Origin of the sequence: Cupriavidus sp. SIMBA_020, assembly GCF_046535395.1 — a bacterium.
In the GTDB taxonomy this organism is placed as follows: domain Bacteria; phylum Pseudomonadota; class Gammaproteobacteria; order Burkholderiales; family Burkholderiaceae; genus Cupriavidus; species Cupriavidus campinensis.
Genome location: NZ_JAWRWU010000007.1, coordinates 72,193 through 84,905, shown reverse-complemented (window position 1 = coordinate 84,905; position 12,713 = coordinate 72,193). Strand labels below are relative to the sequence as shown.

Below are 12,713 nucleotides of genomic sequence, written 5' to 3'. Positions count from 1 at the left end.
ATCCGTCCCAGGCGCCTGGCGGCTCAGTTTGGAGCGGCCTCGCGGTCCATCCGTTGCGGCGCCGAGACGCCGATCACCGCCAGGCCGTTCTTGAGCACCTGGCGCGTGGCGGCCAGCAGCGCCAGCCGGGCGCGCTTGACCGCCTCGTCGTCCACCAGCACGCGGTCGGCGTTGTAGAAGGCGTGGAAGTCGCCGGCCAGGTCGCGCAGGTAGAACGCCACCGCATGGGGCGCCAGCTCGCCGGCGGCGGCGGCCAGCATGTCCGGGAACTCGGCCAGGCGGCGGCCCAGCGCGATGGCCTGGGCGCTCACATCCGCGCCGGTCACGGCGGCCAGGTCGGCCCCGGCCAGCTCCGGCAGGCGGGCTTCCCAGCCGGCGCCGCCCCAGGCTTCGAAGATCGAGCAGATCCGGGCATGGGCGTACTGCACGTAATACACCGGATTCTCGTCGTTCTGCTTCAGGGCGAGGTCCACGTCGAACACGAATTCGGTATCCGCCTTGCGGGACAGCAGGAAGAACCGCACGGCGTCGCGGCCGCGCGTGAAGTGGGCCGGCCAGTCCGCCACGCCGGCATCCAGCAGGCCGCGGATGGTCTCGTCGCCGCCATTGCTCCACTCGATCAGGTCGCGCACGGTCACGTACGAGCCGGCGCGCTTGGAGATCTTCACCTCCTCGCCGTTCTTCATCACCGTGACCATCTTGTGGAGCACGTAGTCGGGGTAGCCCTTGGGAATCCCCATGTCCAGCCCTTGCAGGCCGGCGCGCACGCGGGCGATGGTGCCGTGGTGGTCGCTGCCCTGCACGTTGATGACCTTGGCGAAGCCGCGCTCCCACTTGGTGGTGTGGTACGCCACGTCCGGCACGAAGTACGTGTAGGTGCCGTCCGTCTTCTTCATGACGCGGTCCTTGTCATCGCCGTCATCGGTGGTGCGCAGCCACAGCGCGCCTTCGCTCTCGTAGGTCTTGCCCTTGCCCACCAGCGACTGCACGGCGCCTTCCACGCGGCCATCGCTGTACAGCGACGACTCCAGGTAGTAGCGGTCGAACTTCACGCCGAAGGCCTGGAGGTCGATGTCCTGCTCGTTGCGCAGGTAGGTCACCGCGAACTTGCGGATCGACTCGATATCCTCGATGTTGCCCGAGGCGGTCACCGGCTCGCCGTCGCTGGCGGCCACCGTCTTGCCGGCCAGGAAGTCGGCGGCGATGTCGGCGATGTAGTCGCCGTTGTAGGCGGACTCGGGCCAGCCGGCCTCGCCCGGCTTCAGGCCGCGCGCGCGGGCCTGGACCGAGATGGCCAGCGTCTGGATCTGCACGCCGGCGTCGTTGTAGTAGAACTCGCGGTGCACCGCCCAGCCGTTCCAGGCCAGCAGGTTGGCCAGCGCGTCGCCCAGGGCGGCCTGGCGGCCATGGCCGACGTGGAGCGGCCCGGTCGGGTTGGCGGAGACGAACTCCACCAGCACCTGGCCATGCTCGCCGGCCGGCCGGGCGCCGAATCGATCACCTTCGGCCAGCACGGCGCGCAGCACGTCAGCGCGGGCGGCGGGGGTCAGGCGCAGGTTGATGAAGCCGGGGCCGGCGATCTCGGCCTGGGCGACGATCGCCGTGGCGCGCGGGTCGGCCTGCACGGCGGCGACGATCTTCTGGGCCAGTTCGCGCGGATTGCTCTTGAGCGCCTTGGCCACCTGCATGGCGATATTGCACGCCAGGTCGCCGTGGGCGGCCACCTTGGGGCGCTCGAAGGTGACGGCGGGCAGGGCGGCGTCGGCCGGGGCGAGCGCGCGCACGGCGTCAGTGAACGCGGCGGCAAGATTGGAGGTCTGAACAGGCAGCATGGATGTCTTTGCCCTGAAGGCGCTAAAGAGAGCGATGACCGGATCGGGGCGGTGCGGCAAGTGCGCCGCGCGTCGCGTGACCGGCACCCGGAAATCGGGAAACGCGGAATTTTATCAGGTGCTATGCTGACATCATGCGACCGCGCCGCCCGGCTTGTGCGGACCTTCGTCACTCGTGAAAGGAAACATCATGCTGATCACCTTCAAATCCCACGCGGCGCAGGACCTGATCATGATGAAGGATCTTGCCATCACGCTGCTTGGCATCATCGGCAAGCATATGGGCGAGCGCGGGGTGATCATGTCCGAGGAACTGCCGCACGCCATCAAGAAACTCGAGGCGGCCGTCCAGGATGCGAAGAAGGTACACCCCGCCGATGCCTCCGTCCACGCCGACGCCCGCGACGAGGACGAGGAAGAACCCCTCCACCTGGGCCAGCGCGCCTACCCCTTCCTGGACATGCTGCGCGCGTCCGAGAAGGAAGGCGCCAACGTGATGTGGGGCGTCTGACGGCAAGCCTCCAAGTGCGGGCATCGGACGACATCCCGGTATACAAATAGAGAAAAAGGGCTGCGGAGTGATCTCCGCAGCCCTTTTTTACGCCCGGCCGGCCACGATGCGGTCAACCGGGAGGGGCGATGCTTACCACTGGAAACCAGCGCCGAGCGTTGCACCATAGTTGCCACGGGTATTGGAACTGGCGACGGCTTTGTAGACCCAGCGGCCGCTCTTCGACACCTGGGACACGCCCAGCGCCATGGCCGATTCGCCATTAAAAGTCGATCCCGCCATGGCAACCATGCTCTTGCCCGCCGCCGTGGCCTGCGGCAGGCCCGCCATCGCCATCGCCGACGCGACGCCTGCGTTGGCTTCCCGGCGATTGCTGTCGATGCGGGCGTCGGTGTAGGCGTTGGCCCGGGCCACCGTATTCTTGCCGTGGCTCTCCATCTGGGACACGTTGACCGCGTCGGTAGCGGCTGTGCCAGCGGCCACGTTGGCGATCTGCCGTTCGGCGCCCGCCGCGCCGACCGACACCGTGTCGGCCCGATCCGCGACGGCGTCCGCGCCGATGGCGACGCTGTTGCTCGCCGTGGCGGTCGCGCCGGCCCCCATCGAGACCGCCTTGTCGCCGGCCGCTTCCGCACTGCGCCCAATCGCCACACTGCCATTGCCCGAGGCATTGGCCTTGCTGCCTGCGGCCACGCCCTGGCTACCGCCCGCGGCGCGTGCCGCGTCGCCGCCGTCGCCCGTCCCGTCGGCGGCGAAGTAGGAGGTCGCGGTGGAAATGGTGCCCACCCGCTCCGTCAGTGCATAGATCTGGCCACCGTTGACGGCGTCCGAGCTGCCGGCCGCAATCGCCCCATCGGCGACGCCGGTCATCTTGCGGGAACCGTCCTTGCCGCTGATATCCACCATCTTGCCGCCCTTGTCGGCCGCCATGGAGATGTTGCCCGTTGCCGCATCCTGCTTGACCAGGCCGATTTCGCCATTGTTGATCTGGTTGGTGACCGTGGTCACCGAGCCTTCCACCCCCGCGAGACGGCCGTCGAGGTTGGTCACCGCCGCGCCGACACTGTGGACCGTCGTACCCCCCACGTTGTAGGTCGGCGCGGTGATCGCACCATTGGCGCCGACCGTGGCCCCGCCACCCAGCGCGTTGGCGGTGGCCAGGCTGGCGCCATAGAACTGGCCGCCGTTCACGGCAAACAGGCTGCCAGCGGAAACGGTGCCCGCTGCCACGCCGTCGAGTTGGCGCGCACCCGCGGTGCCGGCGAAGTTCACCGACGTGCCGGCCACGTCCTTGCCCACGGTCAGCGCCTTGGTCGTTGCGTCCTGCTGCACCAGGCCGGTCGTGCCGTTGATGACATCGGTGATATTGGTGTTGATCTCGTTGATGTCCGTGGTGTTGTTCTCGATGTTGGTCGTGTTGACCGAGACCTGCTTGTTGGTGGCATGCAGCTGCGCACCGTTCACGGCCTCCGTGCTGCCGGCCGAGAGCGCCCCGGCCTTCACGCCGGTCAGCGTGCGGACCCCGGCGGTGCCGGTGAAGTCCACCGACGTGCCGGCCACTTCCTTGCCCACCGTCAGCGCCTTGCTGGTGGCGTCCTGCTGCACCAGGCCGGTCGTGCCGTTGGTGATATTGGTGATGGCCGTGTTGATGTCGCCAATGTCTTGCGTGTTGTTCTCGATGCTGGTCGTGTTGTTCGCGATGTTCGTCGTGTTAGTCGCGATGTTGGTGGTGTTGTTTGCGATGTTGGTCGTGTTGGTCGACACCTGCTGGTTGGTGGCATGCAACTGCGCACCATTCACGGCCTCCGTGCTGGCGGACGACAGCGCGCCAGCCTTCACGCCGGTCAGCGTGCGGACCCCAGCCGTGCCGGTGAAATTCACCGACGTCCCATCCACGTCCTTGCCTACCGTCAGTAACCTGCTGGTCGCATCCTGCTGCACCAGCCCCGCCGCGCCGTTGGTGATGTTCGTAATCGCCGTGTTGATATCGCCGATGTCCTGCGTGTTGTTTTCGATGTTGGTCGTGTTAGTCGCGATGTTGGTGGTGTTGTTCGCGATGTTGGTGGTGTTGGTGGACACCTGCTGGTTGGTGGCATGCAGCTGCGCACCGTTCACGGCCTCCGTGCTGGCGGCCGACAGCGTGCCTGCCTTCACCCCGGTCAGCGTGCGGGCACCTGCTGTGCCGGTGAAATTCACCGACGTGCCGGCCACGTCCCTGCCCACCGTCAGCCCCTTGCTGGTGGCGTCCTGCTGCACCAGGCCGGTCGTGCCGTTGGTGATATTGGTGATGGCCGTGTTGATGTCGCCAATGTCTTGCGTGTTGTTCTCGATGCTGGTCGTGTTGTTCGCGATGTTCGTCGTGTTAGTCGCGATGTTGGTGGTGTTGTTTGCGATGTTGGTCGTGTTGGTCGACACCTGCTGGTTGGTGGCATGCAACTGCGCACCATTCACGGCCTCCGTGCTGGCGGACGACAGCGCGCCAGCCTTCACGCCGGTCAGCGTGCGGACCCCAGCCGTGCCGGTGAAATTCACCGACGCGCCATCCACGTCCTTGCCCACCGTCAGCACCTTGCTGGTCGCATCCTGCTGCACCAGCCCCGTCGCACCATTGGTGATGTTGGAAAGCGCCGTGTTGATGTCGCCAATGTCCTGCGTGTTGTTCTCGATGTTGGTCGTGTTGATTGAGACCTGTTGGTTGGTCGCATGCAGCTGCGCACCGTTCACGGCCTCCGTGCTCGCGGCAGAGAGCGCACCGGCCTTTACGCCGGTCAGCGTGCGGGCACCAGCCGTGCCGGTGAAGTTCACCGACGTGCCGTTCACGTCCTTGCCCACCGTCAGCACCTTGCTGGCGGCGTCCTGCTGCACCAGACCCGCCCTGCCGGTGGCGATGTTGTTGATCGCCGTCGTGTTGTTCTGGATGTTCGTAGAATTGGTCGACACCTGCTGATTGGTGGCATGCAGCTGCGCACCGTTCACGGCCTCCGTGCTGGCGGCGGAGAGCGTGCCGGCCTTGACGCCAGTCAGCGTGCGGGCACCCGCAGTGCCGGCAAAGTCAACCGACGTGCCGTCCGTGGTCTTGCCCACAGTCAGCGCCCTGGTGGTCGCGTTCTGTTGCACGAGGCCCGCCGCGCCGTTGGTGATCCTGGTAATCGCCGTGTTGATGTCGCCGATGTCCGACGTGTTGTTCGCGATGTTGGTCGTGTTGACCGAGACCTGCTGATTGGTCGCATGCAGCTGCGCACCGTTCACCGCCTCCGTGCTGCCGGCCGAGACTGCGCCAGCCTTTACGCCAGTCAGCGTGCGGGCGCCAGCCGTGCCGGTGAAGTTCACCGACGCGCCGTCCGTGGCGTTTCCTACTGTCAGCACCTTGCTGGTCGTATCCTGCTGCACCAGCCCCGTCGCACCATTGGTGATGTTGGAAAGCGCCGTGTTGATGTCGCCAATGTCCTGCGTGTTGTTCGCGATGTTGGTCGTGTTGTTCGCGATGTTGGTCGCATTTGTCGCGATGTTAGTCGCGTTGTTAGCGATGTTGGTCGTGTTGACCGAGACCTGCTGGTTCGTCGCATGCAGCTGCGCGCCATTGACGGCATCCGTGCTGGCGGCCGACAGCGTGCCGGCCTTGACGCCGGTCAACGTGCGCACACCGGCCGTGCCCGTGAGGTTCACCGACGTGCCGGCCACGTCCTTGCCAACCGTCAGCACCTTGCTGGTGGCATCCTGCTGCACCAAGCCTGTCTTGCCGGTAGCGATGTTGTTGATCGCCGTCGTGTTGTTCTGGATGTTGGTCGAGTTCGTTGCGATGTTGGTGGTGTTGTTTGCGATGTTGGTCGTGTTGACCGAGACCTGCTGGTTGGTGGCATGCAGCTGCGCACCGTTCACGGCTTCCGTGCTGGCGGCCGACAACGCGCCGGCCTTCACACCAGTCAGCGTGCGCGCACCCGCCGTGCCGGTGAGGTTCACCGACGTGCCGGCCACGTCCTTGCCAACCGTCACCACCTTGCTGGTCGCGTCCTGCTGCACCAAGCCTGTCCTGCCGGTAGCGATGTTGTTGATCGCCGTCGTGTTGTTCTGGATGTTGGTCGTGTTGGTCGACACCTGCTGGTTGGTGGCATGCAACTGCGCACCGTTCACGGCCTCCGTGCTGGCGGCCGACAACGCGCCGGCCTTCACACCAGTCAGCGTGCGCGCACCCGCCGTGCCGGTAAGGTTCACCGACGTGCCGGCCACATCCTTGCCAACCGTCAGCACCTTGCTGGTGGCATCCTGCTGCACCAAGCCTGTCTTGCCGGTAGCGATGTTGTTGATCGCCGTCGCGTTGTTCTGGATGTTTGTGGTGTTGTTGGCGATGTTGGTCGTGTTGGTCGACACCTGCTGGTTGGTGGCATGCAACTGCGCACCGTTCACGGCCTCCGTGCTGCCGGCCGCCAGCGTGCCAGCCTTGACGCCGGTCAGCGTGCGGGTACCTGCCGTGCCGGTGAGGTTCACCGACGTGCCGGCCACGTCCTTGCCAACCGTCAGCACCTTGCTGGTGGGATCCTGCTGCACCAAGCCCGTCCTGCCGGTAGCGATGTTGTTGATCGCCGTCGTGTTGGTCTGGATGTTGGTCGTGTTCGTCGCGATGTTGGTGGTGTTGCTTGCGATGTTGGTCGTGTTGGTCGACACCTGCTGGTTGGTTGCATGCAACTGCGCACCGTTCACGGCTTCCGTGCTGCCGGCCGACAGCGTGCCAGCCTTTACGCCAGTCAGCGTGCGCGCACCCGCCGTGCCGGTGAGGTTCACCGACGTGCCGGCCACATCCTTGCCCACCGTCAGCACCTTGCTGGTCGCATCCTGCTGCACCAGGCGGGGCGCGTTGGCCAGGTTCGCGATTGCTGCCGCGTTCGACGAGGTTTGGACGTCCAACGCGGACACGGCCGCGCCCACGTTGGTGTAGTTGGTACCGGCCACGCGGAAGCTCGGCAGCACGGGCGAGCCACTGGATGAAATCGCGGCGCCCCCTCCCACCATCGCTGCCACGCCCCGGACCTGGCGCACGGTCGCGCCATCCGAATCCGAGGTGCCATTCCCCATATTGGTAATCTGACGCGTCTGCGTCGCATTCCCTATGGATACGGAATCGCTTCTGGAGGACACGGCGCCCGCACCGAGCGCCACACTATTTGCCGGACTCGCGACTGCGCCGGTGCCAAGGGCCAGAGTATTCCCACCAGTTGCCCGGGCATTTGCCCCGAGCGCCACCGCATTGTCGTAGGTGGCCATCGCGCCCGTGCCAATCGCCACGGAATCGACGCCGTTGGCCACCGACATCGCGCCCACGGCGATCGCATTATTGCGATTCGCGGCCGCGTCCGCACCCAGCGCGAGAGCGTTGTTCGCCTCCGCGCTGGCGCCGAAACCAACAGCAGTCGAACTGACGCCATTCACAACAGTGTCGGCACCGATCGCGGTGTTCCCCGCACCTGTGCCGGAATTTGATGCAGCACCGACGGCGACGCCGTCTTCTCCGGCGGCGCTGCCGCCGCCCGCCTCATAGGCGTTTGCTACGTCGATAGGGGCGAAGCTTGCGAACGCGCTCAGCGCGGTTGCAGCCACGGTGGTCCGGGCCTTCCTGCCGCCAGATTTCGCGTTTTCTGCAGCGGCGACGAATGTCTCGGTGACGTGGTTCCAAATGCTTCTGTAGTGCTTGTTCATGTCAGTCCCTACTCTGATTTGCTGGATTCGCCCGATCACTGTTGCGCCATCTGCAATGTCATCGACGATCTCAATTTCGTTGTTGTGGGGACTTTCCTGAATAGTGATATCTTTAAAAGTAACGGAGTGATGACCCGGCGAACCAAGCAGTGCCCCAGGACAAGGACAGGACACTTGTGGAGTAAGGAGGACTTAGAAGCCTAGTAATTCTCTTGATACGACGGAAATGCAAAGAAAAAAGCACAAAAAAATGCCCGGCCACCAGTGAGGTGCCGGGCGTCCCGGATCAGGGATATATCCGGAAAGGGGGTTTTGCTGCAGGGGTAAACCGGTACCGGCCCGGGCTTCCCGGGCCGTGAAAAGTGGTGTGTCGTCGGCGGTTACTCGTCGCGGCGGCGGCCCGCCAGCAGCAGCCCGATACAGGCGCCCACCAGCGCGGCAATGCCTACCGCCTTGAGCGGGCTTTCCGCCACGCGAGCACGGCCGTGATCCACGGCTTCGTCCATATGTTCCCGGGCCCAGTGCATGCCATCGGTACCGCGGGCGCGAATCCGTTCCGCCATCTCGTTGGCCCGCATGCGCAGGCGGCGGCCGGCCGCCAGGCCCTCTTCCGACCCCTCGTGGGTGAGCACGTCGATGGTCTGCTGGAGCTGGGCGATCAGGGCCTTGACCTCGCCCGAGACCGGTACGGCTGCGTCACGCGCGGCGTCGCGGGTATCGCGGGCGGCATGTTTCAGCTGGCGCACGGCTGCGTCGGCGCTGTCATGCAAGTGATTGATTTCCTTCCTTACTTTGGGGTTCTGCGTGAGCATAGGGACTCCTCATTGCGGTTCGGGGTACTGAGCACCGCCCCCGCCGCCAATCCGGCGATGGGCGCGTGCCGCGTGGGTGCCCCTTACCTTCTGCGGATCAGGCCCATCACAAAGGTGACAAGCGCCACGACCAGGAAGATGAAGAACAGGATCTTGGCAATTTCGACGGCACCGGCGGCAATGCCACCAAAGCCGAAGATCGCCGCGATCAGCGCGACAACGAAGAAAACGAGTGCGTAATGCAGCATGGCCAGTCTCCCGAGGTTAGCGGGCGCACCCCTGATGCTGTGGTGCGTCCGGCTTGCGCCACGGCGCGCAAGCTCATAGCCTCATCGTAGGGTCATGCCCCGGCCCCAGACACCGACACCCGACCGATTCCCGTGTCAGCCAAGTCCTACAATGCACACCGCGCCGCACCGGGTGCGCCACCCGGGCGCCGTCTGTACGATTGACCCTGCCATGTTGATGTGATCCCATGGCCGCACGTGCGCGCCCGCGCGTCCGCCCAAACCGGTATTTCCTGGTATTCGTGATGGCCAAGCACTCCCTACTTCTCAGAAATACCCTGCTGCTCGCCGGCGGCATCGTGCTGACCCTGGCCGTCCTGATTGCCTCGGAGACGGGCAACCTGCGCCTGCGCGAGGGCTATACCGAAGCCATCCGCTCGCAGCAGCTGCAGAGTGACCTGGGCGCGCTGATGGGCGAACTCGTCAACGCCGAGGCGGGCCAGCGCGGTTTCCTGCTGACCGGCCAGGACAGCTATCTGGAGCCGTACTACAAGGCGCTGCCGCAGATCAACGCACTGATGGCCCGCATCCGCCAGCACTACGCCAACGACGCCGAGGGCCTGCGCCAGTTTGGCGAGGCGTCCCAGTTCGTCACCCGCAAGCTCAACGAGATGGCCCTGACGCTGGTCTACGGCAAGCGCGATGTGGACGTGGCGATGGACCTGATCCGCACCGATTTCGGCCGCCAGACCATGGAAGCCGCCCGGCGCGGGCTGGAGCAGCTGCAGGCGCGCGAGTCCGGCACCGTGACGCACAACCTGGAGGCGGCCGAGCATGACCTGCAGCTCTCGCGCTACGGCATCGGCCTGTTGACGGCGATCAACATCCTGCTGCTGGTCACGGTCGGGCTCGGCCATTCGCGCCGGATGTCGATGGCCGAGGCGGCCCGCATCCAGCTGGAGGAGGAAAGCGCCCGGCTCGACCGCAAGGTGCGCGCGCGCACGCGGCAGCTGTCCGCGCTGGCGGCCCACTTGCAGCGCGTGACCGAGGACGAGAAGACCCGGCTGGCCCGGGAACTCCACGACGAACTGGGCGCCATCCTGACGGCCATCAAGCTCGACCTGCACTGGGTGCGCATGCGCGTGCAGGAGACCCACCCCGAGGCGCGCGACAAGCTGACCCGCGTGATGCTGCACGTGGATCAGGGCATCCAGATCAAGCGGCAGCTGATCGAGGACCTGCGCCCGACCGTGTTGCTGAACCTGGGCCTGCGCGAGGCCATCATCCAGTCCGTGGAGGACGGCGGCGCGCGCAACCAGTGGGAAACCGATGTGGATCTGCCCGATTCCCTGCCGCCGCTGCGCGACAGCGCGGCCATCGCGCTATACCGGATCGTGCAGGAATCGTTGACCAACGCCAGCAAGTACGCCGAGGCGCGCCACGTCTCCGTGGCGCTGGCCTGCACCGACGACCATCTCACCCTGACCATCCGCGATGATGGCAAGGGTCTGCCGCCGGACTTCGACGCCGGCAGCACGGCCGGCCACCACGGCCTGCTGGGGATGGAGCAGCGCGTGCTGGCGCTGGGCGGGACGATGCAGATCGACTCCGCGCCCGGCCAGGGCGTGAGCGTGCGCATCGAGGTGCCGCTCACCACATCGGTGCTGGCGCCGCCGGAGGAAACGGAAAAGGCAGCCGAGCAGCTGTAGGCCGTCAGGCCGAGGTCGCATATTCCTCGATCACGCGGAACACCTGCTCCAGTTCCAGCGACTTGTCGAAGAAATAGTCGGCCCCGGCCTCCGCGCACTGGCGGCGGTACATCGAGACCTGCGCGTGATTGGTGTAGACGATGCGGATGCCGGAGAGCCCGGCGCGCTGCATCTCGCGCAGCACATTGATGCCGTTGCCCTGCTTGAGCTGCAGGTCGACGATCACCACGTCATAATGCCCGCCCCCGGCCAGCCGGATGGCCATGGCCTCGGTATCGGCCCAGTCCACGGATTCGACGAACGGGAAGGCCGTCAGGTATTCCAGCAGCATGCCCCGCAGGACCGCGGAATCCTCGATCAGGAGGACGCGCAGCGAGCGGGTCGAGGAGGCCGTGGCTTGCTCCGGCATGGTGCGATAGGGGGCGGCGAAAGGTCTGTTTGCTGACGGGGACGACGGGACGCTACTCCACCAGGCCGTTCTTGATGGCGTAGTACGTCAGGTCGGCGTTGGTCTTCATGCCCATTTTTTCCAAAATGCGCGAGCGATAGGTGCTCACGGTCTTCACACTCAGGAACAGCTCGTCGGCGATGACCGAGACCGACTGCCCGCGCGACAGCTTGCAGAAGATCTGGAACTCGCGCTCGGAAAGGGTCTGGTGCACCGGCTGCTCGGTGGGCTTGTCCAGCCCGCCGATCAGCAGGTCGGCCACGGTCGGGCTGACGTAGCGGCGGCCCTGGGCCACCGTGCGGATGGCCTTGACCAGGTCGTCCGGCGCGGACTCCTTGGTCAGGTAGCCGGACGCCCCGGCACGGATCAGGTTGATCGCGTACTGGTCTTCCGGATAGGTGGACAGAATCAGCACCGGCAGGTTAGGCAGGCGCTGCCGGATGAGTTTGAGTACGTCGATGCCGTTCCGGTCCGGCATGGAAATATCGAGTACGAGGACATCGAACTCGCTGTCGCGCAACTGCGCCATCACTTCGTCGCCGCTGGCGGCTTCGCCCGTCACCTTGATGTCGGGTTCCTCTGAAATGAACTGGCGCAGACCGGCGCGAACGATCTCATGATCGTCGGCGATCAAGACGCGGATCATCGGTGTCTCCACGGTGAGGGGGCAGCGCGGCTGCCAAAGCACGGCCCGCGCCGGTTTCTGCATTGTAGTGCCGGCGCCGCAGCAAATATGTCAGTGTCAGGCTGACACTGACGCGCCACGGCACGGGCCTGCTGCGCTGCGCCAAATCGGGCGCCCGGCCGCCTCCAGCACGTGAAAACGGCAGAACGGGCGCCGAAGCGCCCGTTCTGGTCATGCATTCCGCGTCCTGCGCCCCGGCCTGGGGGGAGGCGGCCTGGAGGGTACCGCCCCGGCCCCTGCCGGGCGCCGAGCGCTGGGATAGCGATCGACTACTGGATCTTGGTACCGGCGTCCGCCCCCGCCCCGGCACTGGCGCCGAGCGGCGTCACGCCGTCCTTCGACTCGCCCTTCTTGCTCTTGGCCTTGGCGTGGCTGCCCTGCTTGCTCTTCGAGTGGGTCTCGGCCTTGGTGCCGGCTGAGGTGTCTGCCTTCGCACCGGCCTTGGCGCCGATGTCTGCCTTGCTGTCGGCGGCCGTCGGCGCGGTGGTCGTGGCGGCGCCACCTTGCGTGCTCAGGCCGCCCGATGCGTTGGCGCCCGCGCTCACACCCGGCGCGTTCACCGAGGCGCCCAGTCCGTTTTGCGCACCGGCGGTGACGCCGGTACCTTGGGCCATCGCCACGGAGGAAGCGGCAGCAATCGACAGGGCGGACAGGGAGATCAGCAGCTTGTTCATGGAAGAGACTCCTATTCTGGAATGCCCCGCGACGAAACATTCGTCGCGGCATTCACGCGGTGTCACGTGAACTGAGGCTCAGTCTAAGGAGTCTTTCCGGCGCGGTCTGTGAGGACTTGTAATG

Annotated in this window: 9 protein-coding genes and 4 pseudogenes; 3 read left to right on the top strand and 10 right to left on the bottom strand. The window is 65.8% G+C overall.

From position 1 onward, the window contains the following. Positions 1–23: 23 nt before the first annotated feature. Positions 24–1,832, bottom strand: coding sequence for an arginine--tRNA ligase (argS, locus tag SB751_RS15265; protein ID WP_144199277.1), 1,809 nt, complete (start codon positions 1,830–1,832; stop codon positions 24–26). Positions 1,833–2,022: 190 nt separating this feature from the next. On the opposite strand from argS, the gene SB751_RS15260 reads away from it, so the two are divergent. Beyond that, positions 2,023–2,343 (top strand): DUF1840 domain-containing protein, encoded by a 321-nt coding sequence (locus tag SB751_RS15260; RefSeq protein WP_144199279.1) that lies wholly within the window; start codon positions 2,023–2,025, stop codon positions 2,341–2,343. A 132-nt stretch (positions 2,344–2,475) separates the two neighbouring features. Here SB751_RS15260 and SB751_RS15255 read toward each other — a convergent pair. From SB751_RS15255 to SB751_RS15245, 3 pseudogenes are all read right to left on the bottom strand, one after another. Beyond that, positions 2,476–5,628, bottom strand: a pseudogene (locus SB751_RS15255) (YadA-like family protein); the annotation flags it as partial. A gap of 228 nt (positions 5,629–5,856) precedes the next feature. Beyond that, a pseudogene (locus SB751_RS15250) lies at positions 5,857–6,021 on the bottom strand (hypothetical protein); the annotation flags it as partial. A gap of 129 nt (positions 6,022–6,150) precedes the next feature. Continuing rightward, positions 6,151–7,650 (bottom strand): annotated as a pseudogene (locus tag SB751_RS15245) (hypothetical protein); the annotation flags it as partial. Between SB751_RS15245 and SB751_RS15240 the strand changes: the two are divergent. Next, positions 7,637–7,876: a hypothetical protein gene (locus tag SB751_RS15240; protein ID WP_244845093.1), complete on the top strand. Its 240-nt coding sequence runs from the start codon at positions 7,637–7,639 to the stop codon at positions 7,874–7,876. The pseudogene SB751_RS15245 and the gene SB751_RS15240 sit on opposite strands and share 14 nt — an antisense overlap. 35 nt (positions 7,877–7,911) lie before the next feature. Here the strand turns inward: SB751_RS15240 and SB751_RS15235 are convergent. The 3 genes and pseudogenes from SB751_RS15235 to SB751_RS15225 form a co-directional block, all read right to left on the bottom strand. Continuing rightward, positions 7,912–8,034: pseudogene (locus tag SB751_RS15235) on the bottom strand (ESPR domain-containing protein); the annotation flags it as partial. Positions 8,035–8,414: 380 nt separating this feature from the next. Then, positions 8,415–8,846: a YqjD family protein gene (locus SB751_RS15230; protein WP_144202516.1), complete on the bottom strand. Its 432-nt coding sequence runs from the start codon at positions 8,844–8,846 to the stop codon at positions 8,415–8,417. An 83-nt stretch (positions 8,847–8,929) separates the two neighbouring features. Then, a complete protein-coding gene (locus SB751_RS15225) occupies positions 8,930–9,094 on the bottom strand; it encodes a DUF1328 domain-containing protein (protein ID WP_092291307.1) in 165 nt (54 codons plus the stop codon). Between the two features lie 284 nt (positions 9,095–9,378). Between SB751_RS15225 and SB751_RS15220 the strand changes: the two genes are divergently transcribed. Beyond that, on the top strand, positions 9,379–10,782 hold the full coding sequence (locus SB751_RS15220; protein WP_144202518.1) for a CHASE3 domain-containing protein: 1,404 nt from the start codon (positions 9,379–9,381) through the stop codon (positions 10,780–10,782). Between the two features lie 4 nt (positions 10,783–10,786). Here SB751_RS15220 and SB751_RS15215 read toward each other — a convergent pair whose 3' ends face one another. The 3 genes from SB751_RS15215 to SB751_RS15205 all read right to left on the bottom strand — a co-directional run bounded on the left by SB751_RS15215 (position 10,787) and on the right by SB751_RS15205 (position 12,589). Then, on the bottom strand, positions 10,787–11,191 hold the full coding sequence (locus tag SB751_RS15215) for a response regulator (RefSeq protein WP_144202520.1): 405 nt from the start codon (positions 11,189–11,191) through the stop codon (positions 10,787–10,789). A gap of 52 nt (positions 11,192–11,243) precedes the next feature. Then, positions 11,244–11,876, bottom strand: coding sequence for a response regulator transcription factor (locus SB751_RS15210; protein WP_061956399.1), 633 nt, complete (start codon positions 11,874–11,876; stop codon positions 11,244–11,246). A 308-nt stretch (positions 11,877–12,184) separates the two neighbouring features. Further along, the gene (locus SB751_RS15205) at positions 12,185–12,589 is read right to left on the bottom strand and encodes a hypothetical protein (RefSeq protein WP_144202522.1); all 405 of its coding nucleotides are present in this window, start codon (positions 12,587–12,589) and stop codon (positions 12,185–12,187) included. Between the last annotated feature and the right edge of the window lie 124 nt (positions 12,590–12,713).

Coding starts and splice junctions, on each gene's coding strand:
- argS (WP_144199277.1), bottom strand. CDS start 1,832: ATGCTGCCTGTTCAGACCTCCAATCTTGCCGCCGCGTTCACTGACGCC.
- SB751_RS15205 (WP_144202522.1), bottom strand. CDS start 12,589: ATGAACAAGCTGCTGATCTCCCTGTCCGCCCTGTCGATTGCTGCCGCT.
- SB751_RS15225 (WP_092291307.1), bottom strand. CDS start 9,094: ATGCTGCATTACGCACTCGTTTTCTTCGTTGTCGCGCTGATCGCGGCG.
- SB751_RS15230 (WP_144202516.1), bottom strand. CDS start 8,846: ATGCTCACGCAGAACCCCAAAGTAAGGAAGGAAATCAATCACTTGCAT.
- SB751_RS15220 (WP_144202518.1), top strand. CDS start 9,379: ATGGCCAAGCACTCCCTACTTCTCAGAAATACCCTGCTGCTCGCCGGC.
- SB751_RS15210 (WP_061956399.1), bottom strand. CDS start 11,876: ATGATCCGCGTCTTGATCGCCGACGATCATGAGATCGTTCGCGCCGGT.
- SB751_RS15215 (WP_144202520.1), bottom strand. CDS start 11,191: ATGCCGGAGCAAGCCACGGCCTCCTCGACCCGCTCGCTGCGCGTCCTC.
- SB751_RS15260 (WP_144199279.1), top strand. CDS start 2,023: ATGCTGATCACCTTCAAATCCCACGCGGCGCAGGACCTGATCATGATG.